This window comes from Catellatospora aurea, from assembly GCF_042663325.1.
Lineage (GTDB): Bacteria > Actinomycetota > Actinomycetes > Mycobacteriales > Micromonosporaceae > Catellatospora > Catellatospora aurea.
On record NZ_JBHTAC010000012.1, the window covers coordinates 147661 to 173471 of the forward strand.

General features: G+C 68.1%; 27 protein-coding genes, 4 tRNA genes and 1 pseudogene. 15 read left to right on the top strand and 17 right to left on the bottom strand.

What is annotated here, in order from left to right; genetic code table 11:
- Nucleotides 1–129 precede the first annotated feature (129 nt).
- From ACFQO7_RS14505 to ACFQO7_RS14530, 6 genes are all read right to left on the bottom strand, one after another.
- Nucleotides 130–429, bottom strand: coding sequence for a hypothetical protein (locus tag ACFQO7_RS14505; protein ID WP_376806822.1), 300 nt, complete (start codon nucleotides 427–429; stop codon nucleotides 130–132).
- Nucleotides 426–1283: an ABC transporter permease gene (locus tag ACFQO7_RS14510; protein ID WP_376806823.1), complete on the bottom strand. Its 858-nt coding sequence runs from the start codon at nucleotides 1281–1283 to the stop codon at nucleotides 426–428. Before ACFQO7_RS14510 ends, ACFQO7_RS14505 begins: the two co-directional genes overlap by 4 nt.
- Nucleotides 1280–1621, bottom strand: a complete 342-nt coding sequence (locus ACFQO7_RS14515) for a hypothetical protein (protein WP_376806824.1) — start codon at nucleotides 1619–1621, stop codon at nucleotides 1280–1282. The genes ACFQO7_RS14510 and ACFQO7_RS14515 overlap by 4 nt, the downstream gene beginning before the upstream one ends.
- Nucleotides 1621–1920 (bottom strand): hypothetical protein, encoded by a 300-nt coding sequence (locus ACFQO7_RS14520; RefSeq protein WP_376806825.1) that lies wholly within the window; start codon nucleotides 1918–1920, stop codon nucleotides 1621–1623. The genes ACFQO7_RS14515 and ACFQO7_RS14520 overlap by 1 nt, the downstream gene beginning before the upstream one ends.
- A complete protein-coding gene (locus ACFQO7_RS14525; protein ID WP_376806826.1) occupies nucleotides 1917–2324 on the bottom strand; it encodes a hypothetical protein in 408 nt (135 codons plus the stop codon). The genes ACFQO7_RS14520 and ACFQO7_RS14525 overlap by 4 nt, the downstream gene beginning before the upstream one ends.
- Nucleotides 2325–2438: 114 nt before the next feature.
- On the bottom strand, nucleotides 2439–2909 hold the full coding sequence (locus ACFQO7_RS14530; RefSeq protein ID WP_376806827.1) for a hypothetical protein: 471 nt from the start codon (nucleotides 2907–2909) through the stop codon (nucleotides 2439–2441).
- A 667-nt stretch (nucleotides 2910–3576) separates the two neighbouring features.
- On the opposite strand from ACFQO7_RS14530, the gene ACFQO7_RS14535 reads away from it, so the two are divergent.
- The 3 genes from ACFQO7_RS14535 (at nucleotide 3577) to ACFQO7_RS14545 (ending at nucleotide 6913) form a co-directional block, all read left to right on the top strand.
- Nucleotides 3577–4443, top strand: coding sequence for a winged helix-turn-helix domain-containing protein (locus ACFQO7_RS14535; protein WP_376806828.1), 867 nt, complete (start codon nucleotides 3577–3579; stop codon nucleotides 4441–4443).
- On the top strand, nucleotides 4440–5141 hold the full coding sequence (locus ACFQO7_RS14540; RefSeq protein ID WP_376806829.1) for an HAD family hydrolase: 702 nt from the start codon (nucleotides 4440–4442) through the stop codon (nucleotides 5139–5141). Before ACFQO7_RS14535 ends, ACFQO7_RS14540 begins: the two co-directional genes overlap by 4 nt.
- A 515-nt stretch (nucleotides 5142–5656) precedes the next feature.
- The gene (locus ACFQO7_RS14545) at nucleotides 5657–6913 is read left to right on the top strand and encodes an AAA family ATPase (RefSeq protein ID WP_376806830.1); all 1257 of its coding nucleotides are present in this window, start codon (nucleotides 5657–5659) and stop codon (nucleotides 6911–6913) included.
- 449 nt (nucleotides 6914–7362) lie between these two features.
- Here ACFQO7_RS14545 and ACFQO7_RS14550 read toward each other — a convergent pair whose 3' ends face one another.
- Entirely contained in the window at nucleotides 7363–7968 is a 606-nt protein-coding gene (locus ACFQO7_RS14550) for a DUF4145 domain-containing protein (RefSeq protein ID WP_376806831.1), read from the bottom strand.
- Nucleotides 7969–8285: 317 nt separating this feature from the next.
- Between ACFQO7_RS14550 and ACFQO7_RS14555 the strand changes: the two genes are divergently transcribed.
- The 5 genes from ACFQO7_RS14555 to deoD all read left to right on the top strand — a co-directional run bounded on the left by ACFQO7_RS14555 (nucleotide 8286) and on the right by deoD (nucleotide 11649).
- Nucleotides 8286–8822: a hypothetical protein gene (locus ACFQO7_RS14555; RefSeq protein ID WP_376806832.1), complete on the top strand. Its 537-nt coding sequence runs from the start codon at nucleotides 8286–8288 to the stop codon at nucleotides 8820–8822.
- A gap of 709 nt (nucleotides 8823–9531) precedes the next feature.
- Nucleotides 9532–10071: a hypothetical protein gene (locus ACFQO7_RS14560; protein ID WP_376806833.1), complete on the top strand. Its 540-nt coding sequence runs from the start codon at nucleotides 9532–9534 to the stop codon at nucleotides 10069–10071.
- Nucleotides 10072–10093: 22 nt separating this feature from the next.
- Nucleotides 10094–10183, top strand: a tRNA-Ser gene (locus ACFQO7_RS14565).
- A 69-nt stretch (nucleotides 10184–10252) separates the two neighbouring features.
- Complete coding sequence (locus tag ACFQO7_RS14570) at nucleotides 10253–10897, top strand: hypothetical protein (RefSeq protein ID WP_376806834.1); 645 nt, start codon at nucleotides 10253–10255, stop codon at nucleotides 10895–10897.
- Nucleotides 10898–10938: 41 nt separating this feature from the next.
- Nucleotides 10939–11649, top strand: a complete 711-nt coding sequence (gene deoD / locus ACFQO7_RS14575) for a purine-nucleoside phosphorylase (protein ID WP_203698501.1) — start codon at nucleotides 10939–10941, stop codon at nucleotides 11647–11649.
- A gap of 70 nt (nucleotides 11650–11719) precedes the next feature.
- On the opposite strand, the gene ACFQO7_RS14580 is transcribed toward deoD, so the two are convergent.
- A complete protein-coding gene (locus ACFQO7_RS14580; RefSeq protein ID WP_376806835.1) occupies nucleotides 11720–13069 on the bottom strand; it encodes a DUF6114 domain-containing protein in 1350 nt (449 codons plus the stop codon).
- Between the two features lie 63 nt (nucleotides 13070–13132).
- The gene (locus tag ACFQO7_RS14585) at nucleotides 13133–13759 is read right to left on the bottom strand and encodes a DUF6230 family protein (protein WP_360523799.1); all 627 of its coding nucleotides are present in this window, start codon (nucleotides 13757–13759) and stop codon (nucleotides 13133–13135) included.
- Between the two features lie 628 nt (nucleotides 13760–14387).
- On the opposite strand from ACFQO7_RS14585, the gene ACFQO7_RS14590 reads away from it, so the two are divergent.
- On the top strand, nucleotides 14388–14612 hold the full coding sequence (locus ACFQO7_RS14590) for a winged helix-turn-helix domain-containing protein (RefSeq protein ID WP_144119775.1): 225 nt from the start codon (nucleotides 14388–14390) through the stop codon (nucleotides 14610–14612).
- A gap of 153 nt (nucleotides 14613–14765) precedes the next feature.
- On the opposite strand, the gene ACFQO7_RS14595 is transcribed toward ACFQO7_RS14590, so the two are convergent.
- A tRNA-Arg gene (locus ACFQO7_RS14595) sits at nucleotides 14766–14838 on the bottom strand.
- A 55-nt stretch (nucleotides 14839–14893) separates the two neighbouring features.
- Nucleotides 14894–14984, bottom strand: a tRNA-Ser gene (locus ACFQO7_RS14600).
- Nucleotides 14985–15128: 144 nt separating this feature from the next.
- Between ACFQO7_RS14600 and ACFQO7_RS14605 the strand changes: the two genes are divergently transcribed.
- Entirely contained in the window at nucleotides 15129–17432 is a 2304-nt protein-coding gene (locus ACFQO7_RS14605) for a carboxypeptidase regulatory-like domain-containing protein (protein ID WP_376806836.1), read from the top strand.
- Nucleotides 17433–17539: 107 nt separating this feature from the next.
- Here the strand turns inward: ACFQO7_RS14605 and ACFQO7_RS14610 are convergent, their stop codons facing one another.
- Together ACFQO7_RS14610 and ACFQO7_RS14615 are read right to left on the bottom strand one after the other, a co-directional pair.
- The gene (locus tag ACFQO7_RS14610; protein WP_376806837.1) at nucleotides 17540–17914 is read right to left on the bottom strand and encodes a hypothetical protein; all 375 of its coding nucleotides are present in this window, start codon (nucleotides 17912–17914) and stop codon (nucleotides 17540–17542) included.
- A gap of 33 nt (nucleotides 17915–17947) precedes the next feature.
- On the bottom strand, nucleotides 17948–18745 hold the full coding sequence (locus ACFQO7_RS14615) for a CPBP family intramembrane glutamic endopeptidase (protein ID WP_361046586.1): 798 nt from the start codon (nucleotides 18743–18745) through the stop codon (nucleotides 17948–17950).
- A gap of 63 nt (nucleotides 18746–18808) precedes the next feature.
- Between ACFQO7_RS14615 and ACFQO7_RS14620 the strand changes: the two genes are divergently transcribed.
- Nucleotides 18809–19921, top strand: a complete 1113-nt coding sequence (locus tag ACFQO7_RS14620) for a globin domain-containing protein (RefSeq protein WP_376806838.1) — start codon at nucleotides 18809–18811, stop codon at nucleotides 19919–19921.
- A gap of 70 nt (nucleotides 19922–19991) precedes the next feature.
- Here the strand turns inward: ACFQO7_RS14620 and ACFQO7_RS14625 are convergent.
- Nucleotides 19992–20945 (bottom strand): annotated as a pseudogene (locus ACFQO7_RS14625) (helix-turn-helix domain-containing protein); the annotation flags it as partial.
- A 315-nt stretch (nucleotides 20946–21260) separates the two neighbouring features.
- Between ACFQO7_RS14625 and ACFQO7_RS14630 the strand changes: the two are divergent.
- The 3 genes from ACFQO7_RS14630 (at nucleotide 21261) to ACFQO7_RS14640 (ending at nucleotide 23258) form a co-directional block, all read left to right on the top strand.
- Nucleotides 21261–22037, top strand: a complete 777-nt coding sequence (locus ACFQO7_RS14630) for an IucA/IucC family C-terminal-domain containing protein (RefSeq protein ID WP_376806861.1) — start codon at nucleotides 21261–21263, stop codon at nucleotides 22035–22037.
- A gap of 209 nt (nucleotides 22038–22246) precedes the next feature.
- Nucleotides 22247–22516, top strand: a complete 270-nt coding sequence (locus ACFQO7_RS14635) for a hypothetical protein (protein ID WP_360523779.1) — start codon at nucleotides 22247–22249, stop codon at nucleotides 22514–22516.
- Nucleotides 22517–22655: 139 nt separating this feature from the next.
- Entirely contained in the window at nucleotides 22656–23258 is a 603-nt protein-coding gene (locus tag ACFQO7_RS14640; RefSeq protein WP_376806839.1) for a GNAT family N-acetyltransferase, read from the top strand.
- Nucleotides 23259–23307: 49 nt separating this feature from the next.
- Here the strand turns inward: ACFQO7_RS14640 and ACFQO7_RS14645 are convergent.
- A tRNA-Ser gene (locus ACFQO7_RS14645) sits at nucleotides 23308–23394 on the bottom strand.
- Nucleotides 23395–23469: 75 nt separating this feature from the next.
- Between ACFQO7_RS14645 and ACFQO7_RS14650 the strand changes: the two genes are divergently transcribed.
- Nucleotides 23470–24441 carry an NAD(P)H-quinone oxidoreductase gene (locus tag ACFQO7_RS14650; protein WP_376806840.1) on the top strand — a complete coding sequence of 324 codons (972 nt, stop codon included), beginning with the start codon at nucleotides 23470–23472 and terminating at the stop codon, nucleotides 24439–24441.
- Here the strand turns inward: ACFQO7_RS14650 and ACFQO7_RS14655 are convergent.
- Both ACFQO7_RS14655 and ACFQO7_RS14660 read right to left on the bottom strand, forming a co-directional pair.
- Complete coding sequence (locus tag ACFQO7_RS14655; RefSeq protein WP_360523770.1) at nucleotides 24395–25099, bottom strand: glycosyltransferase family 2 protein; 705 nt, start codon at nucleotides 25097–25099, stop codon at nucleotides 24395–24397. The genes ACFQO7_RS14650 and ACFQO7_RS14655 overlap by 47 nt on opposite strands.
- A 154-nt stretch (nucleotides 25100–25253) precedes the next feature.
- Complete coding sequence (locus ACFQO7_RS14660; RefSeq protein WP_376806841.1) at nucleotides 25254–25811, bottom strand: hypothetical protein; 558 nt, start codon at nucleotides 25809–25811, stop codon at nucleotides 25254–25256.

A 25811-nucleotide genomic window follows, 5' to 3' on the forward strand; every position in this document is an offset into this window, starting at 1 on the left:
CCTTCTGTGAGGGGTAGCGGGACACGGCGCGGTTTCTCAGGCCTTGGGTCGTGTCCCGCGTGAGCTGGTCGCCGGTCTGGCGGCCACCGCGACGGGCCGGGGTGATGAGCCCGGCCCGCGCGGAAGCGGTCAGCGTCGAGGGAACTGCGGGAGTGGAACGCGGGCGTACCCGCGCGCCGGGAGAATGCGCTTGTCCGGGCGTACCGGCACCAGCCGCATTCCGCGCTGCTGACTGACCTGCTCCGCCCGGTAGGCCAGCCACGTCAGGTAGTCGTGCGCCCGTTCAAGGGCGTACTGCCGGTCGGCGTGCTCGTTGTTGAGCCGCTCGTCCACCCATGTGGCCAGCGCCCGGAGCTGCCCGGCGAGGTCGTCGTCCGGGCGCAGGTCCGGGTAGGTGTCATCCGGGTGGTAGTCGTCGACCGTGCTCACTGCTCGGCCTCCTGGTCGGCGCGGACCAGGTGCACCAGCCCGGAGGCCAGGCCCAGCACGATGACGGGCAGGCAGGACACGGCGGTGGTGATCTGCCACGGGGCGGTACTGATGCCCTGCGCCTCCATCAGGTGGTAGGCGACCTGCCCGCACATGCCGACCAGCAGGGACACGATCGTCGACCAGCGGGCGAACCTGCGGGCGCGCGCCGAGATGCCGGGGGTGAACCACACCTTCAGCGCGAACGCGGCGTAGGCGTCCATGCCCAGTGGCAGCGTGATCGCGGTGTCAATCTTGAAGCTGTCCCAGATGCCCGGCAGCGGGTGAACGACCCCGAACCCGGTAAGCCTGCCCAGCTCGACCCACCCGGCCCAGATCGCGATGAACGCGCCCAGACCCACGACCAGGATCGGCCAGGTCCGGATCTGAGGCTTGCGCCGGACCGGCGCGGGCACCGGGGCCGACACGGGGATGGTCAGCGGCGGGGCCGCGACGGGGATCGGGTCGGCGGCGGGCCGCTCGACCGGCGCGGCGGTGATCTTCGGCTCTGGGGCCACGTCAACCGCCGTCAGCGGCGACGGCTCGACCGTGATCGGTTCCGGGGTGATCTCCGGCTCCAGGTCCGTGTCGGTCGGCTCGGGCTGCTGCTGCGGGGCCGGGCCGGAGGTCAGGCGCTCGTCCGGCGCGGGCGCGGCGAGGGTGGCCAGTAGCGCTTTGGCCTTCTCGTCACCGATGCGGAACCGCTTCATCGTGGCGTTACGCGACGGGGCGGTGCCCAGCTCGGCAGCCCACGCGGTGAAGTCGTCGACCATGGCGGCGACCGCGGGCGGGTAGACGCTGGTGGGTGCGGTCATTTCGAGCCTCCGGTGAGTGGGTGTCGGCGCTCGGCGGTCGCGTACACGCGCACCACGCCGGGCCGGGATGTCGGGTAGGGGTCGGAGACGCCGGTCAGGGTCGTGGCGTCGTCCAGGACGGTCAGCAGGTTGGCCACATCGGCGGTGGGGCCGATCAGCCGGACCTGCACCGGTTCGCCCGGCGCGGCCAGGGAGTCGAGGGCGGCGCGGTAGAGGTCGTGTCGCTGCCCGGCGCGTAGCCGGGCGATCAGCGCGGCGGCCTGAGCTGCGGACAACTCACCGCGGGCGGCGCGGCGGGTGATGTCACCAATGGCACGGCCTACACGGGTGCGGGGCATTAGACCTGCACCTCCTTGTCGGAGGCCTGGCGGTCGAGCTTGTGTGGCTCGCACAGGTACGCCTTGCCCGCGGTGGTCTCGCGGCTGCTGCTGGCCCGCCGTCGAAGCGGCACGCGCGTGCCGGCCGCGTTCGCGGCGGCCTGGGCCTGCCAGCAGTCGTCACAGTCGCGCGTGCCGCCGAACGAGGCGTAGCGGACCTGCCCGCGCTCCAGCGGGGCTTTGACCGCCCGCCGCACCTTCGGCGGCGCGGCGGGCCGGTTGGTGGCCGCGCCGGTGAACAGGTCGAGCTGACCGTTCACCGCGCCGCCTCCCGCCTGGCAGCGGCGGCGCGGGAGCACGCGAACCGGTAGGGCCGGTTGCGGCGGGCTCGGATAGCGGCCAGGCGGCGGCGCACCTCGGCGCGCTCCAGCTCGGTCAGCTCCAGGTCCTCACCGCGCATCGCCCGGCGTACCGCGACCTCATCGACGTAGGACGGGTCCGCCTCCAGGTCGAGGGGCAGGCCGCACTCCAGGGCGAACATGAAATCGTCGTGCAGGGCCTTGCTCCAGGCCCCGCCGCAGGCGACACCGCCGACCAGGTCCGCCAGGTCGTGGGTGTGGTCGGCACAGTTGCGGGCCGCGACCGCGGCCAGGGGGTGGGCAATGGTCAACCGGGCGTGTGCCGGTTCGTCGGCCGGGGCCGAAGCGATAGCCTGGGTAGGCATCGTGATTCCTCTCTGAACAGGTGGGATGGGGTGCAACAGGCCACGGCGGGGTTGCGCCCCCGCCGTGGCCGTCTTGATGTGCGGGCCGTATCGCGGCCTGCGGTTGTCGGCAGCTCAGTGCCGGGGAAGGTGCTCGGGCACCCAGCGCCAGCCGTGCACCATCTCTTCGAGGTAGCGGTAATCCGGCGCGACCTTGTCGACGCCGGGCAGCAGCCAGCGCAGCCGCACGCGGGCTGGCATGTCGTTGCTGTCGAACACCATGTCCGGCGCCTGGGTGATCTTGAAGGAGTCGCCATCGGCGGCGGTGTAGATGCCCGCCTCCACGGGCTGGCCGTGGCGGTTGACCAGGTGCCACACCACGTCCGGGCGGATCACGGTGACCCACGCGGGAGGGTGCCTGCGGTCCAGCTCGGCCAGCATCGCGGCGGCCAGCTCAGGACGGCGGCCCGTGCCGGCCAGGACCCGCAGCGTCATCCGCAGGGCGTAGGCCAGCTCGGCGGGCGTGTAGTCGGGGGTGAAGCTCGCGGTCCACCGGTCCAGCTCGGCGGATGCCTCATCGGCCAGCGGCGCGGCCATTACGGTCATGTCGTCTGTCCCTTCCGGTCGCCTCGTTGGCGGCCACCGCGCGGGCCGGGCGAGTGCCCGGGGCCGCACGGAAGCCGTCAGCGCAGGCGAGGCCGGCGGGACCGGGGCTTGCGGCAGTCGCCGCAGCAACCGTCATCGGAGGGCTGCGTCACCAAGCGACCGCACTGGCACTCACGCCACGCGGCCGACGAACGGATCGAGACACGAACAGATGCGGCGAGGGTCATCACGTCCACCTCTTCCAGGTCAGATGCGGTAGGAGCAAGTGCCAACCGGGCGCGGCCACATGGACCGCGCCCGGCACGAAACACTCGGCCGACAAGCGGCCAGATGTTCTGTTTGATCAGCGCCAGCCCGCCCGTTCGTTCGCCCCGCTCGCCCGGGATCTACCGGGGTCGGCCACCGTGTGGCTCATCGCAGGGTGTTGGCCGGAACAGCCGTAGCCAGCGCCTTTTCCTGTCGCTATGAAGTTCGCCAATGAACGAGCGGTCATCGGTAGTCGTGGGCACCGGGAAGTCATCCCCCGTGGCTACCAAGCCTTCGGTTCGGTTGGCCGTCTTGGCTAGCCAACTCGTCGATGTGCTGAAGGTAGGCCAGCTTGGCTAGTCATGTCAACGCCGCCCGCAAAACTTTTCTAGCTTGGCTAGTCAGGTGTAGGCTCCCACCCATGAATACGCAGCTAGAGGGACTGGGTGCCCTCGATCCGGACGACGGCCGACCCGCGTCCCAGCAGATTGCGAACGTGCTGCGCGCCGCCATCAGGGGCGGCGGCTTCGGGCCGGGAGATCGCCTGCCTACTCAATCGGAGCTCGCGGACCACTACGGCGTCGCTCGGGAAACCGTAAAGAGCGCGCTCCGTGCTCTACGAGACGAACGGCTAATCGTCACGCGACAGGGCAGCGGCGCGTTCGTGCGCGCACAGACAGAGCGCCCGGTCGGCCTTCGGCCCCATGTGGAGGATCTGTTCACGCGACCCACCGTCACGATCGACTTTGCGGGTTTTGCGGCCGAGACGCTGCACGGCATCCTCGCGGAGCCGCTTGACAAGATTCGTGCCGGCCAACTGACTCCGACCTCGCTGGTCATCCGCATGCTCCTGCCGGACATGACGCAGCCGACAGCGATACCGAGCCTCGCCGAGGGCGCCGCAGATGATCAAGGCGTCCGGGAGCGAATGAACCGCATTATGCGACGACACACTGAAGCCATCGCTGACACCGTCGCAGAACTCGGCGCACTCGGGCTGGTCAAGGAGGCTCGCACCGAAGTGCGGTTCCATCGAGCCGGACCGCTGTTCAAGCTCTACATCTTGAACGGCGAGGAAGCGTTCTTCGGTTTCTATCCAGTCGTAGAGCACGTCGTTGCCATCAAGGGTGAGCAGGTGGCGATCTACGACGCCATGGGCAAAGACGCCACGCTGATGCACTTCTTGGCGACGGATGATCCGACCGCCACCGACCCCAAGTTCATCGAGCAGGCGCAAATCTGGTTCGACACCGTCTGGTCAACAATCGCTCGCGAGGTGGCCGGGTGAGCGAGGTTCAGGTAGCAGCCGAAATCCTCGGCCGTTCTCGCGCCATCCTGCTCGACTTCGACGGACCGGTGTGTGGCGTGTTTTCCGGCATCACGGACATGACCGTCTCAGACGTGCTCAGGGAGGAAATTCGCAGGTTGGGTTTCGAGGTCCCAGCCGCAGTAGAACCCCAGAATGATCCACTCGAAGTGCTGCGGTTCGCGGCCACACTGGGGGACCCCACCGTTACAGCAGTTGATGACCGCTTCCGGTTGGCGGAGATTGAAGCCGTGGCCCTGGCCGCGCCAACGCCCTACGCCATCGAATTCGTGCGCGCGGCTGTCGCGGCCAGCAAGAAGATCGCGATCGTCAGCAACAACTCGGCAGAGGCGGTAGAGGCGTATCTGGAAAGGCACCAGATCAGGTCTGCCATCGGCCCGATTGTTGGCCGAGCGCACGCCCGTCCGGATCTGATGAAGCCGCACCCCTGGTCCGTACTGAGTGCCCTAGACCGGCTCGGCGAGCCTGCCGAAGCCGCTGTGCTTGTAGGTGACTCACGCACGGATATGGAGGTGTCGGTGGCAACCGGCGTGTGGGGCATCGGCTTCGCGAACAAGGAGGGGAAGAGCGAAGTGCTGAGGCGCGCTGGAGCCGCCGCAATCGCTAGTGGCCCACGCGGAATGGCGCTGCTCGTGGAGGCCGTGAGCTGGATCCACTGATCTAGGACTTCCATATGGAGATCAAGACAGCTTCAAGGAGGGCATGCGAGGGCCGCCGCTGGCGGCCCTCGCGTTCACGCTGGCCGCCTGCGGGCCTGGGGCGGCGCAAGCGTGGGGTTGCTGCGGTTGTCCGGAGAGACGAAGCTCGGCGCGTTTGCGCTGTGCAGTGCGTTAGTCATCGGGACACATGCTGCTGGCGGGCGTTCGCGACGTGGCCGGCGCGCGGCGGCTGGTCGCTACCCAAGCGCCCTATCTACTGACCTACGCGGTTGGCCGGCTGAGGCGCGTGGCTGCGCCTCCGCCGCCGCGGACCTGGATAAACGTAGGCTAGGGCAAGAAATCAAGGGGAAGCCTAAGCTACTGCTGGGTAGTCTGTCGGGTCGACGCCAGGGAACCCACGAGCATACCGCTACTCTCGTTGACTACGTGGGCATCTGCGTTGTGTCCTGTCTCGACATGTGCGACTGTCGGCACGTCCGCCAGCCGAGCGGCAAGTACCTACTTAGGAGGCCTGCGTGGGTCAAGCGAAGTCCCACCCCGATCACGACTTTCTTTCGATGGTCGCCAGGATTAACCGTGTCTTCCGGCCCTCAGTACCAATCGATGATCGCGATTTATTTGCTGGGCGCATTGCACAGCTTCAAAGTCTCGTTGAAATTGCTACCACGGACGGTCAACACGGTGTCGTCTACGGCGAACGAGGGGTGGGTAAGACCAGCCTGGCATCAGTTTGCAGGAGTGCCCTCGCAAACAGTAGGCAGTTTGTCGCAGTAAAGATAAATTGCGATGTTACTGACAATTTTGCTTCGATTTGGGGAAAGTTTGTCGACGCTCTGAGTCGGATGCATGAGTCCGGTGAATTGCCGACCGGTTCGGTTAAAGCGATTGAACGGGCGGCTGAGGCCTTAGGGGCTATGGAGGTCGGCCCCCGCGAGGCAGTGGACGGCCTTACAATATTGGCTAAGGCCCACAGTGTAGTCGTATTCATTGACGAGTTCGACACAGTTCTCGATGATATGACAAAGACGCTTTTCGCTAACACCGTGAAAGCTTTGTCCGACTACAATGTGCGCGCGACGATTATTTTCGTGGGTGTTGCCGACACGGTCGACGAGCTCATCATGGAGCACGAGTCGATTGGACGTAACCTCGTACAAATTCTTATGCCCAGAATGAACTCCGAAGAATTGCAGGACATCGTAAAGACGGGCCTGAGAGCTGCAGAGATGACTGCTGAGCCCGCCGCAATTAGCCAACTGGTCAGGCTTTCGCAGGGCCTTCCACACTACACTCATCTGCTCGCTCAGAAAGCTGCGAGAAGTGCGGCGTCCGGCGGTCGGAAGCGGATTCGCGTGGAAGACGTCAGGGAGGCAATCGCGCAGGCGGTAGCAGGCGCACAGCAAAGCATCAAGAGCCTCTATCATGCCGCAACGACAAGCCCTCAGCGAGAGCATCTTTACGAAAAAGTTCTAACTGCATGTGCTCTCGCTAAGTGTGACGACTTGGGATTCTTTGCGCCCTCAGACGTTAGAGAACCTCTTCAGATGGTCACCGGGAAGAACTATCAAATCCCGGCCTTCGTGCGGCATTTAACTGACTTCTGCGAGGTAACGCGGGGACCGATTCTGCATAAGCGTGGCACTAGCCACAAATTCCGGTATAGGTTTCTCAACCCGTTACTACAGCCGTATGTCCTGATGAAGGCGATGGCTAACGGTCTTATATCGGCTGAAACCCTAAAGGAACAGAACGTCTATCAGGCTCGTCCGTAGCGCTAGCGCTGATTGGCTTGCACCGCCAATGGCGAACCTGTGCGGCAACCGGAGATCAAACGGGCCGGGCGAGGGCGGCGCGCGCAACGTTCATATCGGCCAACCAAACCGCCCGGGACTGTCGATCTTCGCTGTCACCGTTGTCACCGCTTGTCACCGGCAAGCGGTGACAAGCTTCGGAAGGGCTTGAGCTGGGCAGGTGCGGCCTGGAGGGCCCGGTTGTCATCGTGTCACCGCCTGGCCGGTCCTATTGGCAAGACGAGGACTAAGGGGGACTCGCTTCGCGAGCCTCATTCCTTCGGACGCTTCGCGACCGGTTGCGGCGGCGACGTTGCACGGTCTGAACCTTTGCTGAAACACAGAGCAGCGCCCCCTGTGTTTCAGCAAAGGTTCAGACCGTAGAGCACAGGAGCGGGTACTTAATCAACGTGGTCGTTTGTCCGCGTTGATCACGATGTCTGGGGGGTCTTTGCAAGTCTTGCCTCTCGAGCCTTGGAAACGCGCGCGGGGGACTGAAAGACCTCAAGCAGGATCTCATCCATGAGCACGAGCGTCACCGTGGCGTCTTCGTCGCTAACTTCATCTGCAAAGTCCCCATGCGCCATCTCGTTTCCAAGGAAGCGGATTTCGTGGGCACCTTCCTTGACGTGCTCGCGGATGAGTCGCCGGTCATACAAGACATCGATCTTCGTGGCGAGGGTACCGGAGGTTACGCCCTTCTCTTTGGCGGTAGCCTCCACAACCGCTCTCGCCAAGAGAACGGCAGCGCGATTGAGATTCATAGACAGTGAGCGATGTGCTTCATCTGCGGCGCTGGCGATGTGGTTCGGGACATCGAGGAAGTCTTTGCCGCTAACCTTCTTGGGCCATAGCTGTAGCCGACGTCCGTAGGGTGTGAACAAGCATGCGACCGGGTACAGGCAGGCAGCACATTCCGCGGCCAGGGGAACCGCGGTATCCGTACCCCAACGTACGCCCTGTCCGGACTCCCATACGATCTTGAACATGGCGTATGCGCCGCAATGCGGGCACGTTTCCTTGAAAGTATTGGACACAGCCTGAGCGTACGAGCCGCGTGCCCCTGTCTGCATCCGCGTTACTGGTCAACACGGGCGGCACACCTTTGTCCTCCGGCAAAGGACGCGGGAAAGATACATCATCAACTTGGTCATATATCGCGTTCGCAGTTTTTGGTACCACTCACTCAGGGACCGTGCACGGACAGATTGTCGAATGGATCAACACTCCCGCAGCTCAAAGACGGTTCAGGGTTCCGTCTTGAAAGCCTCTGAGCCTGCCGGGTAATGATGTTGACGACTAAAGTGCCCCGCCGGTGAATGATCAACTTGCCCGGTGATGCCATCCTGCAGGCGTGGCTATGGTCTTGACATGGTTAAGCGCGCTAGCAGGCGCAGTGGGCGCAGCGGCGGCGCTACTCCAAGCGGTAAGCCTCTTCCGGCCCGTTGCCGCACAGGCCGCAACCGGAGGAGGGGGCGTCACGGTGTTACTGGGAAGGTCTGGCAGCAAGACCGCCAACCGCGCAGCGCCAGATGACGAGGAGCCCGACGAAGATTCCTACGGGAACCTTGGCGTTCTGACCGGCTTCGTCGTTGCGACGGCCGTGATTTCGCTGGTCTTCGAAGTAATTGCATGGCTTGTCATCTATTTCGCTGACGTGAGGCCAGCAACCAAGCCGGCCGTGGCAATCTTCGCGATTCCGCTACTGCTCGGCATCTTGGGAACGCTGATCTACCTGGGCCTGTTCGTGGTCCTGCTTGTCATGGCCCCATACCTCGTCACGGAGTACGACAGAACCGCGATTGCACGCGGCAAGATCGTGCTCCTCGGCGCGGTGGCCATGCTCTCAGCCATCACAGTCACCAGCCTGAATCTATCTGGCTTGATCTAGCCCTACACTTGCGGCTGGTCTCAAAGTTGGTCTCATTCAGCGTCGTCCGGGGCCGTTCAACCGCGTTCATGGAGTTGCAGGTACCTGCGAAAATCCTCTAGCGCATCGCGCCGAACAGCAGACCACAGCATTGGAAAGCGTGTTGGGATAAAACCCTCACGAGTTCGAATCTCGTATCCTCCGCTCACTGAGCAGCAACGTGCAGGAGCCCGGATCACCACGATCCGGGCTCCTGGCGTATCCGGGTCAGCTGTCCGGGTAGACGACGACCTTCTCCCCGGTCGCCGGGATCGACACCGGGGTGGCGACCGTCGCGGCGAGCAGCATGATCCCGACCCGGCGCAGCAGATGACTGCGCATGCGTCCTCGCGAGGTGAGTGGTGAACGGAGCACGCGCACGGGGTGATGTGGGACCTCCGTCAGCGCCGAGACCATAGCGGCCGAAACCGACCGTCCGTTGTCCCTAGGTCAGGCCTCCCTCGCCGGTGGCCATGAAAAATCTTTACCGCGATCGCCTGCCCGATTGGTGCCTGTTCGAAGGTATTCGTGATACATAAAACCGCGCGTGAGTGGATGTATATGTCAACCAGCGGACCCGAGAAAGCCTCAGCGTGAAGTGGCAGTTACGGAATGTAGTCGTATAGTCGAGGGCACGACCTCACCCCCGGTGGGAGTCGCCTCACAGGCCGGTGTCTTTAGGGGGACAGCCATGCGCGGAGCTTTCGCCCTCGCGACAGTGATGATGCTGGGTGGCGCGTGCGCCCAGACGGCCCAGTCGCCGGCCGTGCCCGAGCAGGCGCCGGTCGTCAGCGCCACGCCGGTGGTCCAGGGCCCGGACATCGTGCACCTGCAGGGTGTACGCGACGTGCGTTTCGGGGCCAAGCGCGCCGACCTCGAACACCGCCTGGACAAGGCACGCACCGGCTGCAGCACCCAGGTCACCGGCATGCCGCAGGGCAATCTCGTCTTCGCCGCCGACGACCGGCTGGTCATGATGTGGTTCGACGCGCCGCTGCGCACCCCGGAGGGCGTGCACACCGGCAGCACCGTGCAGGAGGCACGGGCCGCCTACCCGAAGGCGCAGGTGCTGACCGCGCCCGCCGGCAGCCACCGCTTCGACGGGTTGCTGGTCACCGAGGGCGACCGCGGCTACCTGTTCCTGCACGACGGGACCACCGTGCAGAAGGCCGTGGCCGGTTACGGGGAGTACCTGACCCGACTCTTCAATACCGGTTTCGGGGCCTGCTGAACCCTCGTGTAGAGTCTTCGGCGGTGGCGTGTCCGAGCGGCCTAAGGAGCACGCCTCGAAAGCGTGTGAGGGGGTAACTCCTCCGAGGGTTCAAATCCCTCCGCCACCGCCAACGGCAGAACGCCCGGCAGTCCTTCACGGACAGCCGGGCGTTCTCCTTTACCCGCCCCGAAAGAGCACCATGTCTGAGACCGCTGTACCCGAGTCCGCCCTGCCCGACTCCCCCGCGCCGCCGCCCGCGCGGCGTTCCCGGCGCACCGCCGTGATCGTGGGGCTCGTGGTCGGCGGCCTGCTGGCAGGCGCTGTGGGAGCGGCGCTGACGGCCCGGGCCGTGCTCGCCGAGCCGGAACCGCGGCAGATTTCGGTGATCGCCCCGCCGGTGCTCGGCGGCCGTCCCCGGATGGACGACACGCGTCACGTGGAGACCTTGCTCAAGGCTCTGCCCGACCTGCTCCTGAAGGAGGGGGTGCACCGGACCGGCAGCTTCTACCGCGGTGCGGACGGCGAGTACGGGCTGCTCATGTACGCCCAGGTGGGTGGTTTCGCGAGTGAAGAGGTCGCGTTCGACAACCTGTTCGCCGGGATGGCCGAGCAGGGCTTCCCGGTGCTCGGCAGCGCCGACGTGCCGCCCGGCCCACTCGGCGGACGCGCCGCCTGCGGCACGGTGCGGGTCCCCGAACTCGGCAAGGTGCTGCCGGCGTGCGGCTGGGCCGACCGGGAGAGCTACGGCTGGATCCTCTGGTACTCCTCGACCGTCGAGCAGGCGCGGGCCGAGTTCACCGGGATGCGCGAGCAGATCGAGCTGGTGCGGCCGTCCGGGGCCTGATCTGCCGCCGGGGCCCTGCGGCCACGTGGGAAGATCGCGTCATGAGTACGCATATCGGCGCCAAGCCTGGTGAGATCGCGGACCGGGTCCTCATGCCGGGCGACCCGCTTCGGGCCAAATGGATCGCGGAGAACTACCTCGAGGACGCCAAGTGCTACTCGACGGTGCGCAACATGTTCGGTTTCACCGGCACCTACCAGGGCACCCGGGTCTCCGTGCAGGGCTCCGGGATGGGCATGCCCTCGGCCTCCATCTACGCCCACGAGCTGATCAACGAGTACGGCGTGAAGACGCTGATCCGGGTGGGTTCCTGCGGAGCCCTGGCCGAGTCGCTGAACCTGCGCGACGTGGTCGCCGCGATCGGGTCGAGCACCGACTCGAACATGAACCGGATGCGCTTCGACGGCCTGATCGACTACGCGCCCGTGGCCAACTTCGAGCTGCTGCGCAAGGCCGTCGAGGTGGCCGAGCAGCGCGGCATCACCATGCGCGTCGGCCCGATCCTGGCCGCGGACGCCTTCTACACCGACCGCCCCGACCTGTACGACACCCTCGCCGACTACGGCGTGCTCGCGGTGGAGATGGAGTCGGCGGCGCTGTACACGATCGCGGCCCGCTACGACGCGCGGGCGCTGACCATCCTCACCGTCAGCGACCACATCAAGCGCGGCGAGGCCACCACGGCGCAGGAGCGTGAGCAGACGTTCTCGCAGATGGTCGAGATCGCGCTCGACACCGTCGTCGCCGGCTGATCCACTCTCACCCACGACGAAGGCCCCCGGCCGCGGAGCGCTCCGCGGCCGGGGGCCTTCGCACTTGTGCTCAGATCTTGTGCTCGTCGATTTTTATGTCGGGCGCCCGCAGCTTGGGCGAGTCGACGTACACCAGGTCGATCACCGGGTCGGTGAAGAAGACCAGCGGCGGCGTCAGCAGCGGCGGCTCGTCCGGCGAGTAGTCCACGTCCAGCACGCCGAGGGCCTTGCCCCGGAACCGGCTGGTGTAGAAGTACACCCGGTCGCCCTCCACCGTGAGCTTGGGCGTGGTGATGTCGGTGACCCAGCTGTCCTTGCCGTACACCCGCAGCCGGAAGTCGTTGGTGTCCGACTTGTCCATGGAGAACCGGAGGGTCCGCACGGTCCCGCCGTCCTTCGTGGGCAGTTCCACGATCCCGTCGAAGGTGAGCCCGTACATCGTCACCCGGCTGCCGGTCATGAGCGCGGGGCGCTCGGCGACCGGCTGCTGGCCGCGGGCGGCCTTGAGCGTCGGCGCGGGCGACGGGGTGGGGCTGCCGGTCGGGTCGGGCGAGGCCGTCCCGCTCGGCGACAAGCTGCCGGAGGGCTCCGGCTTCGGGGAGGCCGACGGCTTCGGCCCCCCGGTCGGCGACGGCTCCGGCGAGGGGCACGGCTCCGGTGACGGCGATGCCGACGGCGACGCGCTCGGCGATGCCTGGTCGGCGCCGAGCAGGCCGCCGACCGCCTCGACGATGCCGCCGATGATCTCGCGTACCGGCCCGGTCCGGGCCGCCGTCTGGGTGGTGCCGCAGTCCGCGGCACGCGCGGGCTGCTGTGCGACGACCAGGCTGAGTGCGCTGGTCGCCAGCGTCGCCACGGCGATCACCATGGCGGCGTGGCGCGGGCCGCCCCGGCGCTCGTCGACGACGGTCTCGTCGGCGGCGGGCTGCCGGGGGCCGGGCACACCGTCGCGCAGCGGGTTCACCGCTTGCGGCAGGGTGTCCGTCATCGGCCCGTCGAGCAGGCCGTCCATGTCCGCGTGCTGGTCGCCGTCGGGCTCCGGCTCGCCGCCGTCCGCCGCGTCGCCGCCCGGCTCGGCCGGGTTCCACGCGAAGATCAGGCCGCCGCCGGCGATGCCGAGCAGCGTCCCGAGGAACCAGCCGCCCAGGTTCACCGCGAGCAGTGAGTAGATCGCGACGAACACGGCGATCAGGCCGTAGAACATCCGCTGCGCGGGCGTGAACCAGGCCAGCAGCCCGGCCAGCACCAGCATCAGCGGGATGAGCAGCGCCTGGAAGCCGTTGATGCCCACGCTGAGGGTGGCCCCGTCCAGGGTCATCTTCGTGGTGGCGATGATCTCCACGCCGGCCAGCACGGCCAGCAGACCACCCCAGAAGGGCCGGCTGCGCCGCCAGGCGCTGAACCGTTGCCACAGGGTCACGGGTGCCTCCAAGAATCCGGGAGACCGGGAACGTGCCTAGCCAACACGTCCCCGGTCAACAGCTCAGCCAGCGAAGCAGCCCGTGCTGTCCATGGAGACCGTCAGCGACAGCCCGTTCAGCGCGAACGTGCCGGCCTGGGTCAACCGGGCGATCTGCTTCACGCCCTGGATCTCGGCCTTGTCGGCCTCCTGGCCGAACAGTCCGGCCTGCCCGTGGTGAGGGCCGCCGGCGGTCAGCTCGGAGGCGTCCGCACCGATGTTGATGTTGGTGAAGACGGCGTCGCCCTCCAGGCTGTCCATGCCGATGAGCAGGTTGCTCGCCTTCACCGGCGCGCCGTCCTCACGGCCGGCCCGGATGAAGAGCGTGACGTTGCCCAGGCCCGGGATGGGCGTGGTGACCGACTGGCACAGGTTGGTCAGCGTCGCGTCCTTGATCGCCGACATCGCCACCGGGTGCGGCGTGCCGTTCTTCTCGAAGACCACGCTGCCGTACTGGCTGAAGCCGTTGGCCACCAGGGCGTCCGCCGAGATCTTGGCGGTCTGCCCGGAGACGTGGAAGGTGACCGGGACGGCGCCGTTGGCCACGCCGGCCATCAGGCCGGAGACCGCGATGGTCGCCGGGATCACCACGGCGGCGAAGCGCCGCCATCTGGTACGCCCCAGTACCAGATTGCCTTGCGAGTCCTTCACAGGAACCTCCTCGCGATGGTTTCGTCCCGCGGCGCTCCGCCTGCGGGGTCTGTCTTCGCCGTGCGCAGGGTGAGGCCGCGCCGGGGTGCCGACGATGTTTCCGCCTTATGACGCGGACCACAAGTGGCAAGCTACTGACCAGTAACAGTCGGTGGCGTGTTGCCATCACGACGCCTACGCATCGTCATCAGCGATCTCGGTTTTCTTCCGAGACGCCCGATTCATGGGTGGTCGCGATCACACACCGTCGAGATTTACCGATCAGTAACGGTTTGGTAACGGTGCTGTGCGCAGCGGGTTCCCCTCGACCGAATGGCCAGGTACGGACGCCGACTGGATCATATATAGACATCCGACCATGCAATTCGGACGGCCGAGCCGGGCGCGCGATGGAGGGCGCGGCGGCTCACACCAACCCGGATGCGTCCGCCGCGCCCGGCGTACCGCCTACGCGTCCCTCGCAGCAGTCGGCACACCATCGATCTCTCTTCCCGTGGGGTGCGAGCCATGGGAGAGAGACCGCCATCACCATAAACGAGCTAGTTGACTATGTCTAGATATCCAGCTGAAGAGTTGATTCGGGGCGAGTGACGGTGATCTACTACTGAAGCGAGCCATGGGAGATGGTATGACCGCGAAGTACGAACGGCTGGCTAACGCCATCCGCGAGAAGATCCGCTCGGGGGAGCTGAAGCCGGGCGACAAACTGCCGTCCATCAGCCAGATCCGAGAGGAGTACCAGATCAGCTACGGTTCGGTCCGCGGCGCGATGCTGGTGCTCAAGGCTGAGGGCCTGATCGAGGGACGCCAAGGGGACGGAGTCTTCGTCAAGGACCCCAACCGCAAGGACTGACCCTCCGACGCCTGCACGCCCGCGCCGCCACGGTGGTGCGGGCGCGACGGCGTGTGCGCCGGATCCGGCCGCGCACCCGCCTGGCCCGGACACCGCGCCTCAGGCCGGAAACGCAAACGCCCCCCTGAACATTGCTGCTCAGGGGGGCCTACGTGCGCCCGAAGGGACTCGAACCCCTAACCTTCTGATCCGTAGTCAGATGCTCTATCCATTGAGCTACGGGCGCTCGGTGCGGGATCAGCATACACGGCCGGATTCCCGGTCGTTCAGGTGGTCCTGCGCGGAGGCTCCGGGATTCGAACCCGGGAGGGGCTTTAAGACCCCAACCGCATTAGCAGTGCGGCGCCATAGACCGAACTAGGCGAAGCCTCCATGGCGGTCTCCGGGTTTCCCCGATGACCACCGACGCAGAAGAATACCGTGCCCCCACGGCCTTGAGCAAAACGGATACCGTGTCGCGCACGGGGACTTCCCCGCGCTGTGTTCATCCCCTCCTTCTCACCAGTCGAGGACCACATGCGCAGGACACCACTGCGCCGGCTCGGACTCGTGCTGCTCGCCGCGACGATCGCCACCATGGGGTTGTCCGCGCCTGCCCACGCCGATCCGGACACCGGCACCATCACCGGACACCTCACCGACAACGGCCAACCCGTCGCCGACGCCCAGGTCAACGCATACGGCGACGGATGGGGCTCGGCCACCACCGACGCGACCGGACGGTACGAGATCACCGGGCTGACGCCCGGCTCGTACGTCGTTCAGTTCCAGGCCGCGGGCCACCCGGAGCAGTACGCCCACAACGCCCGCACCTGGGACGAGGCGGCCCAGATCCCGGTCACCGCCGGGGGTGTCACCACGGCCGACGAGACCCTGCTCCCGTACGGAAGCATCACCGGGCGCCTGGCCGACGCCGACGGCAACGGCCTCAGCGCGTGGGTCAGCGCGCAGAGCGAGACCGGACTGAGCTCCTCCACCTGGACCTCGGACGGCAACTACACGCTCGGCGTGCACGCCGGCCGCTACCAGGTGCAGTTCCAGTTCGGCAACGGCACCTCCCAGTGGGCGTACGGCAAGCGCGACAACGGCGACGGCACGTTCTTCGACGTCGCCGTCGGCCAGTCGGTCACCGTGAACGACACCAAACTGCCGACCGGCAGCGTGGCCGGCCGGATCACCGCCGTCGACGGCGGCCCCGTCTTCGGCGCCGAGGTCCAGCTGTTCGGGACCGACGGCAGCTACGGCCCGAGCGCACGCACCGAAGCCGACGGCTCCTACCTCATCGACGGCGTGTTCGTCGGCGACTGGCGGGTGCGCGTGACCCGCGAGTCCGGCCTGCAGCAGTGGTACCCGAACGTGTGGACCGAGCAGGCAGCCGGGTCCGTCGCGGTGACGGCCGGCAACGTGCGCACGGTGAACCAGCAGCTGCTGCCGACCGGGTCGCTCTCCGGGCACTTCACCGACGCGGGCGGCAACGGGCTGGCCGACGTGCAGGTCGGCCTGCAGTACGCCGACGGCAACTGGCTGGACGCCTCGGCCACCACCGACGCGGACGGCGGCTACTCCTTCCCCGAGCTGCCCACGGCCCAGTACGTGGTGCGGTTCGACGGCGGGAACGGCGTCGACCAGTGGGCGCACGGCAAGACCAGCTTCGGCTCCGCCGACCGGGTCACCGTCACGGCCGGCCAGAACACCGTGGTCGACGACGTCAAGCTGCCCAGCGGCAGCCTGCGGGTGACGGCCAAGAACGCGCTCACCGGAGCCGCGATCGACACGTTCTCGGTGTACGTCGGCAACAACTCGGCGGACACCGACAACGGCGTGGTCACCTTCGCCGACCTGCGGGCCGGGGACTACCTGGTGAACTCGTGGGCCAGCGGTTACGCGTCGGCGGACGTCCCGGTCACCATCACCGCGGGCCAGCAGTCCACGGTCACGCTGCTGCTGACCCCGCAGGCCAAGTTGACCGTCAAGGTCGTGGACAAGGCGACCGGCCGGCCGCTGGCCGGCGTCTGCGTCGTCACGATCGAGCCGGCCCACCCGACGGTGCCGGACGGCTGCGGTGACCTCACGGGCACCGACGGCAAGGTCACCATGAACGAGGATCCGGGCAAGGTGCAGCTGTTCGCCTTCCCGGCCGAAGCGCCCGGTTATGGCGCGCAGTGGCTCGGCGCCAACGGCGGCACCGGCCTGCAGGGTCAGGCGCGTGACTTCACCCTCACCGCCGGGCAGACCTTCACCGCGCCGACGATCAAGATGGACCGCGCCGGCACGATCACCGGCAAGGTCACCACGAAGACCGGCACCATCCAGTACGGCACGGTCCGGGTGCTGGACGAGAGCTTCAACGTCGGCGGCGGGATCGGCTCGGTCGAGGTCGGCACGGACGGTCGGTACACCATCGACTTCCTCGGGCCGTACCAGTGGCCGCTGCTGTTCAAGGCGCTGGACCACGCTCCGCAGTGGAGCGGCGGCACCGGCAACCGGTTCATCTCCGAGCGGATCACGGTGACGGCCGGCCAGACCACCACCTACGACTACAAGATGACCCGGGGCAACCTGATCACCGTCAAGATCCCGGGCCTGCTGGACAACGGTTTCATCGTGGTCGAGAACGCCGCCGCGGGCGACATCTCCGGCGCGGGCTGGACCGAGCAGAACTTCGCCGAGGGGGCGACGTTCCGGGTGCTCGGCCCGCAGACAGTGAAGATCCGCTGGATCGGCAGCGACGGATGGAACTGGTGGGGCGGCACCGACCGGGCGAGCGCCACACCGGTGTCCGTTCCGGCGGGCGGCAACACGGTGATCGTGCTCAGCTGAGCGGGCCACTCGCGAGAACGGCGGGGCCGGGACGGTGACGTCCCGGCCCCGCCCCCTCTGGTCCCTCCCCCTCCGCCGTCGATCGGCCTGTGCCGCCCCCTCGCCCGTCATCGGGCGGAGAACCGTCCGGCCAGAGCGGCGAGCAGCACCCCGCCCGCCATCAGCACGGTGAAGCAGACCCAGGCCGGCGGCCACGGGTTCGCGTCCGGCGTGCGGTGGGTCAGGTACGACACCAGCAGCAGCGCCGACGGCACCCCGGCGGCCAGCGGCATCGCCTGCCAGGGCGGCACGCCCGAGCGGCCGAGCCACAGCCCCAGCGCCAGCAGCACCAGCGTGAACACGACCACCGCCCAGGTGCGCACCGGCGTCGTCTCGATCAGCTCGCCGGGGTGCTCCGGCCGGTTGCGCAGGTCCCACGGGATCAGCAGCAGGTAGGCCGCGCCCGACTGCAGCGGGGCGAGCACGGTCGCGAGAGTCCGCATGCCACCATCCTCACCCCGAGCGGCGAAGATCGCTCAGATCCAGTCGAGATGCTTGGCGAGCAGGGCGTATCCGACGAAGGCGACGATGTCGAGCAGGGAGTGCGCGACGATCAGCGGCCCGGTGCGCTTGTAGCGCAGGAAGAACAGCGCGAACACCACGCCCATGATCGCGTTGCCGACGAACCCCCCGAAGCCCTGGTAGAGGTGGTACGCGCCGCGCAGCAGCGCGCTGGCCGCGATCACGGCGGGCACCCCCCAGGACAGCTGGCGCAGCCGGGTGATCAGGTAGCCGACGACCACGACCTCCTCCAGGATCGCGTTCTGCACCGCGGCCAGCAGCAGCACCGGCAGCGCCCACCACACCTCGCCGAGGCCCTCGGCGACGACCGTGGTGTTCAGGCCCAACTCCCGCGCGGCCACGTAGAGGGCCAGCCCGGGAATGCCGATCACGGCGGCCAGCAGTGCCCCGGAGCCGGCGTCGAAACCGCGACGGGTCCCGTCGAGCCCGAGCAGGCCGCGCGCGCCGAAGCGGCCGTCCCAGCCGGGGCCGCGATTGAGCAGGTGGGCCGCGAACAGGGCCGGGACCAGCGCGAAGAAGATGCCGGCGAGCTGGAAGGCCAGATCGAGCCAGGGGCGGTCGGGGGTGCGGGCGACGTTGAGCTCGGACGCCTGCTGGTTCAGCGGCGCGGGGCGGGTCAGTTTGTCGATGAGGGACAGCGCCGACCACACCGCGGAGTGCCCGAGGGAGACGCCGAGCAGCAACCAGACCTCGTTGCGCAGGACCGGGCGGGTGGGGGTGGAGATCCCCCGGACGAGCTCTTCAGCAGCCATGACACAACAGGGTCGCACAGTCTGTGCGACGGCCGAACGCGCTGCGTTGACATCGTTATGAACGTGAGCGACCTTCAGCGGCTGTTGAAAGAGAGCTGGACACTTGTCGAGGAACAGCAGGACAAAGTGGCCGGCTACTTCTACGCGCGGATCTTCCTCAACAATCCGGGCGTGCGGGACATGTTCCCGGTGACGATGGACGTGCAGCGGGCCCGGCTGCTGGGCGCGATCGTGACCGCGGTGCAGTCCGTCGACGATCCCGACCGGTTCGACGAATACCTGCGCTCGCTCGGCCGGGACCACCGCAAGTTCCAGGTGGTGCCGGAGCACTACGAGGTGGTCGGCGCGGCGCTGCTGGAGGCCATGCGCACGTTCGCGGGCCCCGAGTGGTCCTACGAGTACGACCAGGCCTGGCGGGACGCGTACGACGTCATCGCGCGCAAGATGCTCGCGGGCGCCTCGGCCGACAGCAACCCGGCCTGGTGGCACGCCGAAGTCGTCGCCCACGAGCGCCGTTCCCGCGACATCGCGATGCTGACCGTGCGCCCGTTCCAGCAGCTGGAGTATCGCGCGGGGCAGTACCTGTCGGTGGAGGTGCCCAAGTTCCACCCGCGGGTGTGGCGCACCTACTCGGTCGCCAACGCGCCGCGCACCGACAACACCATGGACTTCCACGTCCGGGCCCTGGGCGCGGGCTGGGTCTCCGGTGCGCTGGTGCGCCGGGTGCAGGCCGGCGACCTGGTGCGGCTGGCCGCCCCGATGGGCTCGATGGTGCTGGACCGGCGGTCGACCCGCGACATCGTCTTCGTCGCCGGCGGCACCGGCCTGTCGCCCATCAAGGCGCTGCTGGAGGACCTGACCACGTTCAACCGCACGCGCTGGGTGCACGTCTTCTTCGGCGCGCGCAACCGCGACGACCTGTACGACCTGGCGTCCCTGCAGGAACTGGCGGCCGCCTACCCGTGGCTGTCCATCGTGCCGGTGTGCAGCGACGACCCGGGCTGGGGCGGCGAGGAGGGCACGGTGGCCGACGCGCTGTCGAGGTTCGGCCCGTGGATGGAGCACGACTTCTTCGTCTCCGGCTCGCCGAGCATGGTCCGCGGCACGCTGCGCTCGCTGTCGCAGCTGAAGGTGCCGCAGACGCGCATCCGGTACGACGCGTTCAGCGAGCACTGAGCGCCCGCGTCCGTGGTCCGAGGCCCGCCTGACCGGCGGGCCTCTTCGTTTCTCAGTGTGCCGCGGCCACGGGCGGGGCCGAGGTGACGGCGCGGAAGCGCCACTGCAGCTGGAACCGGGCGTTCAGCGACGGGTCCTCGGTGCGCCAGGTGAACACGGCCCGGTCGCCTTCCAGCTCGCGCACGATCGGGGTGCGCAGCGGGGCCTCCTCGGCGGCCATGGACGTCTCGACGCCCCACACCTGCGGGTCGAGCATGGCCGGGAAGCGCATCTGCACCACCAGCCGCCGGGTGGGCAGCCGGACCGCCCGCTCGAACCAGGTGCCCCACTTCAGCTCGTCGACGCGATAGCGGTACTCCACCGTGGTCCGCTCGCCCGGGTAGAGCGGGAAGCGGCCGTCGGCGTTCTCGAACAGCAGCCAGATCTCCTTGAACGCGTCGCGGTCCTGCTTGGCCCGCCACACCATGGGCTCGGCCGCGCCGGGCTCGCCGCAGAACGCCACCAGGTGCAGCTCGTCCAGCCCGAGCGGGTACGCCCGGTGGTGGGCGTTGGAACGCTGCGGCTGGCCGGGGTAGCGGTCCACGGCCACCCGGATCAGGTAGCGCGTCACCGGCTCGTTGCCCGCGTTGTAGAGGGCGCGGCGCACGATGACGTGGTAGTCGCCGTCCACGTAGGTCAGCTGGGCTTCCTCCAGCTCGACGACGAGGCCCGTGCCGGGCGGCAGCCACTGGGTGGGCACCGCGGGCTCCCTGGTGAGCAGGGTGGCCGGTCCGCGGGCCTGCCTGGCCTCCTCGTACTCCTGGAAACGCCGCCAGATCGCGCCGCCGGCGTTGAGCACGGCCTCGGCCCGGCGGGCGAAGTCCTCGGTCGGCCGATGTCTTCGACCCTCGATGTGGCTGATGTACGAGGGATCGAACCCCATCCTGCTGGCGAGCTGCTTCTTGGTCATGCCGCGGTCTATCCGCCACCGGCCGAGCTCGGCGGCGAACGCCTCGACGGCACGTTCCACCGGCGAAACGCTCATGACCCTGCCCCGCTCCGCTCGGTCATGCCACACCTCGCCCCCTCCTCCGCTCGTCGTGAATCCTCATTCTTCGTGGCCCGAGGACCAGTTAATGAGAACTGCTGATTACCTGACAAAAACCTTGACAGGCGATCAAGCGGCCGGGCCGTGCAGGACTCCACGTAACCGACGCAGAAGTGACACAGGGTGAGTAAACTGACCCTGGTCTGGTTAGCCTAGCCTTATCGGGGTACAGTGAACTCAACCCCGTCTTGGCTGGTGCTTGTGCAGGAGAGGATCGGTGAGGAACGAGTGCGTACGCTGACGCCTCTCGTCCTGACCGACGCCCTGCGCCCCCTGACCGTCACACTCAGTGCGACTCGCCGTCGCCTTGGGTTCTCCGCGGTGCACGGGCTCGCCGACCCGCTGCTGGTCACCGACGACGAGGGCTGGACTCCCGCCTCCCGGCTGCTCGACGGTTCGGCACTGCCCGCCCTGTTCGACACCGCCGTGAAGCGCTGGGGCGCGGCCCCGCATGCCGCCGCGACGCTCGCCTGGAAGTCGTACACCTACTGGGTCGCCATGCCGGCCGTGCTCAGCTGGGCCGCGGCACGCCGGGTGCCGATCATCGAGACCGACCGCACCCTGCTGCGCTTCGGCGGCGACGAGCCGGGCGCGGCCCTGGTGCAGGTCGGTCTGCGCGCGCCCCAGGTCGCGGTGCTGCCCGACGACCCGCTGGCACACGCCGGGATGCCCGGCATCACCGTCGTGCCCGACGAGACGCTGCTGCTCAAGACGCTGCGCACCAGCCTGCTCGACCAGCACCTCGACCCGCTGTCCGAGCGCATCCGCGCCGAGGTCAAGGTCGGCCGGCGCACCCTGCTCGGCTCGGTCGCCTCCGGCATCGCGTACGCGGTGCTGCGCAGCGCGCCCGCCCTGCCGGGCTCGACCGCGGCCGGCACCGCCCAGCAACTGCTCGACGCGCTGGATCTGGGCGACCTGGTCGACATCGGCACGGGCGACGGCGGTGAGCCCGAGATCCACCGGCGCACCTGCTGCCTGGCCTTCACCCTGCCGCAACCCAAGGTCTGCTCCGGCTGCTGCCTGCGCTGATTGCGGCACCCTCTCACGAGTCGGCCCCGCCGTGCCCCCACGACCACGGCACGACTTCGATTCCTATGTAGATGAACGGCGTGAGCTGCGATCCGCGCGCCTCCACCGGCGATTCACTCCGTATCCGAAGGAGTGACGGGAGCTATCGCCGATCCGAACGAATCGATATGTTGACATCTCCTATCACTCCTAGTTATGGAGGTGTCACGATGCGCAAGCTCGGCATCGGCAAGCGGCTCGCCGTCATCGGCGCGGCCACCGTCGCGTTCGCGGGAGCGTCGGCGATCACGGCCAGCCCGGCCCACGCCACCCCCGGCGACTGCAGCGCGTTCCTGGCTGCGGCGGGCTACGGCGGCCTCGAGTACGGGCTCGCCTGCACCCTGGGCGACCTGTCCTACACCCTCTGCACCACGAAGCTCACCCTGCTGAGCGTGCCACCGGCGACGGCGGACGTGGCGTGCCGGCTCGCCGCGGCGTGACGGCCTGAAACGGGTGCGGCCCTCGAACATCCTGGGTCCGAGGGCCGCACCTCCCCAATGTAAGGGCCGGCCCCACCCCGCCGCTGCGGGGTGGGGCTTCCGCTTGACATCGGCCGCCGCCGTCGCGAAAGGATGAGCCGTGAGGACGATCACCACCCCCGCCGCCATCCCCGCCGGAAGTCTCGCCGCCCACCCGCAGCCGCTGCTCTCCGCCCCGGGCGACCTGCTCATGCGGCCTTGGGAGAGCGCCGACGCCGCCGCCTTCCTCAGCGCTTACCAGGACCCCGCGATCCAGCGCTGGCACACCCGCCAGCCCCGCTCCGAGGACCAGGTCCGCGAATGGTTCGACCAGTACCGCCAGGCCTGGGCACAGGAGACCGGCGCGAGCTGGGCGGTGACCCGCGGCGGCGGCGAGGTGCTGGGGCGCCTGGCCATCGGTTCGCTGAACCTCGACGACGGCGTCGCGGGGTGCGCCTACTGGGTGCTGCCCGCCGCCCGCGGAGCCGGTGTGGCCTCCCGCGCGCTGAACGCCCTGAGCGAATGGGCGCTGGGCGAGGCCGGTTTCCACCGGCTGCAGCTGGACCACTCGACCCGCAACGAAGCCTCCTGCCGGGTCGCCGTCAAGGCCGGCTTCGCCCTGGAGGGCACCAAGCGCAGCGACGCCGTGCACGCCGACGGCCGCCACGACATGCACCTGCACGCCCGCATCCGGGGCGACGAGCCGCCCGCCCGGGCCGTGTGAACGCCGAGGGCCGGCAGGTCGCTTCCTGCCGGCCCTCGCTGCTCGTCGGCGGAGGGTAAGGGATTCGAACCCTTGAAGACATCGCTGCCTTAGTGGTTTTCAAGACCACCGCCATCGGCCACTAGGCGAACCCTCCTGGCGTATCGCCGACGACCAGTGTGCCAGACGCGCCGCGCGCCCGCCCGGACCGGTCTCGGGGCAAGATGGTCTGGTGCACGCCATGACGATCCCCGCCAACGGTGAACTTGCCTGGTCAGAGGTCCCCGATCCGGTGCCGGCCGAGGGCGAGGTGCTGATCCGGATCGCCGCCACGGCGGTCAACCGGGCCGACCTGCTCCAGGTCGCCGGCGTCTACCCGCCGCCCCCGGGCGCGCCGCCGTATCCCGGCCTGGAGTGCTCCGGTGTGATCGAGCAGGGAGCCGGTCCGTGGCGGCCCGGTGACGAGGTGTGCGCCCTGCTCGGCGGGGGCGGCTACGCGGAGCTGGTGGCGGTCGACGCGGGGCACGTGCTGCCGCTGCCGGACGGGGTGGACGTGGTCACCGCGGGCGGGCTGCCGGAGGTGGCGTGCACGGTGTGGTCGAACCTGACCATGGTCGCCGGGCTGCGGGCCGGGGAGACGGTGCTGATCCACGGCGGCGGCAGCGGGATCGGCACGTTCGCGATCCAGTACGCCAAGGCGCTCGGGGCCCGGGTGGTGACCACGGCTCGGGCGGCCAAGCACGAGCAGCTGCGGGCGCTCGGCGCGGACGAGTGCCTGGACTACACCGCCGACGACTTCTCGGGCGTCGGGGCGGACGTGATCCTGGACATCATCGGCGCGGCCTACCTGGAGCGCAATGTGCAGGCACTGGCGACGGGTGGCCGGCTGGTCGTGATCGGACTGCAGGGCGGCACGAAGGCGGAGATCAACCTGGGTGCCCTGCTGGCCAAGCGGGCGAGCGTCGCGGCGACCGCGCTGCGCTCACGGCCCGCGGCGGAGAAGGCAGCGATCGTGGCGGGGGTACGGCAGGACGTGTGGCCGCTGCTCGCGACTGGCGCGATCCGCCCGGTGGTGGACCGGGTGCTCCCGCTGACCGAGGCGGCCGCCGCTCAGCGGACCGTCTCGGCCAACGAACACGTCGGCAAGGTGCTGCTGGTTACTGCTGGGCCGACTTCGGCACCGGGCGCAGACGCTCGCGCATGAGGATCAGCAGGGCCTCGATCCCGTCCATCGCGGTGATCTTCTTGCCCTCTTCGCGGGTGCGGGCGGTGTAGCTGATCGGCACCTCGTACGGCCGGTTCTTGCGGCGCAGGAGCTTGCCGGTGACCTCCGCCTCCATGCCGAAGCCCTTGGACTTGACGTTGAGCGAGCGGTAGAGCTCCAGCGGCATCAGCTTGAAGCAGGTCTCCAGGTCGCCGATGTAGGAGTTGAACAGCACGTTGGCGAACAGGGTGACGCCCTTGTTGCCCATCACGTACCAGAACGAGAAGGCGGCGTGTCCGCCGAAGCTGCGGTTGCCGTAGACGACCTTGGCGCGGCCGTCGAGCACCGGGCCCAGCAGCTTGGGGATGTCGCGCGGGTCGTACTCCAGGTCGGCGTCCAGGATGACCATGTAGTCACCGGTGGCGGAGTCGACGGCAGTGCGGATGGCCGCGCCCTTGCCGGCGTTCTTCGCGTGGTGGAAGGCCTGCAGCCGCGGGTCGTCGCAGTCGCCGAGGATCTCGGCGGTGCGGTCCTTGCTGCCGTCGTTGACGACGACGAGCTCGATCTCGCAGGGGTAGTCGACCGCGAGTGCCTGCTTGAGCGCCTCGCCAAGCCGGGCCTCTTCGTTGTAGACCGGCATGAGGATCGATAGCTTCACAGGGCTCTCCGCTGCTGACGCGTGCTGGACCGGCCGAGTCTAGCCCTTGCGCCGGATCACTGCACATCAGGCGAGGTCACCAACCTCTTGACAAAAAGGAAGGGCACCTTCTTAACGGTATACGTAGTAGAAGGTGCCCTTCATCACTGCCGACTCAGCGGGCCAGCGGAATCACGATCAGGCGGGCGGTGGGCGTGTCGCCGTCCTTGGGTCCGGCCAGGGCGACCTGCGCGCCGGCCTTCAACTCCGTGGGCTGGATCGTGGCCCGCTTCTCCACCACCCGCAGCTTCTCACCGTACTTCCAGGTCTGGGTGAACCCGTCCGCCGACTTGACGGTGATCGACTCCGCGTCGACGGCGGTGACCACGCCCCGCTGGACGAGCACGGTGACGGGGCCCTTCTTCGTCTCCACGACGGCCTCGCCGTGCTGCACGTCACGACGCAGCGCGACCCGCAGCGCGTGGCGCTTGCGCCAGTTGCGCAGCCGGTCGTCCGGCTTGTCCTTGGCCCCGGGCGACGGCGAGACGAGGGCGTCGAGTTCACTCTCGGCGGCGACGAGGTCGTCGGGCGCCACGCCCATCGCGGCGAGCGCCTCGGCCTCGACCGAGGCGACCAGTTCGGTGGCGGTGGCCGGCAGGTCCGACGGGGCGCAGGCGGTCAGGCCCAGCAGTGCGGACAGGCCCAGTGCGACGGTCAGGCTGAGTCTTCTCAT

Coding starts and splice junctions, on each gene's coding strand:
- ACFQO7_RS14510 (WP_376806823.1), bottom strand. CDS start 1,283: ATGACCGCACCCACCAGCGTCTACCCGCCCGCGGTCGCCGCCATGGTC.
- ACFQO7_RS14515 (WP_376806824.1), bottom strand. CDS start 1,621: ATGCCCCGCACCCGTGTAGGCCGTGCCATTGGTGACATCACCCGCCGC.
- ACFQO7_RS14525 (WP_376806826.1), bottom strand. CDS start 2,324: ATGCCTACCCAGGCTATCGCTTCGGCCCCGGCCGACGAACCGGCACAC.
- ACFQO7_RS14530 (WP_376806827.1), bottom strand. CDS start 2,909: ATGACCGTAATGGCCGCGCCGCTGGCCGATGAGGCATCCGCCGAGCTG.
- ACFQO7_RS14535 (WP_376806828.1), top strand. CDS start 3,577: ATGAATACGCAGCTAGAGGGACTGGGTGCCCTCGATCCGGACGACGGC.
- ACFQO7_RS14560 (WP_376806833.1), top strand. CDS start 9,532: ATGCGCGGAGCTTTCGCCCTCGCGACAGTGATGATGCTGGGTGGCGCG.
- ACFQO7_RS14570 (WP_376806834.1), top strand. CDS start 10,253: ATGTCTGAGACCGCTGTACCCGAGTCCGCCCTGCCCGACTCCCCCGCG.
- deoD (WP_203698501.1), top strand. CDS start 10,939: ATGAGTACGCATATCGGCGCCAAGCCTGGTGAGATCGCGGACCGGGTC.
- ACFQO7_RS14590 (WP_144119775.1), top strand. CDS start 14,388: ATGACCGCGAAGTACGAACGGCTGGCTAACGCCATCCGCGAGAAGATC.
- ACFQO7_RS14605 (WP_376806836.1), top strand. CDS start 15,129: ATGCGCAGGACACCACTGCGCCGGCTCGGACTCGTGCTGCTCGCCGCG.
- ACFQO7_RS14610 (WP_376806837.1), bottom strand. CDS start 17,914: ATGCGGACTCTCGCGACCGTGCTCGCCCCGCTGCAGTCGGGCGCGGCC.
- ACFQO7_RS14615 (WP_361046586.1), bottom strand. CDS start 18,745: ATGGCTGCTGAAGAGCTCGTCCGGGGGATCTCCACCCCCACCCGCCCG.
- ACFQO7_RS14635 (WP_360523779.1), top strand. CDS start 22,247: ATGCGCAAGCTCGGCATCGGCAAGCGGCTCGCCGTCATCGGCGCGGCC.
- ACFQO7_RS14660 (WP_376806841.1), bottom strand. CDS start 25,811: ATGAGAAGACTCAGCCTGACCGTCGCACTGGGCCTGTCCGCACTGCTG.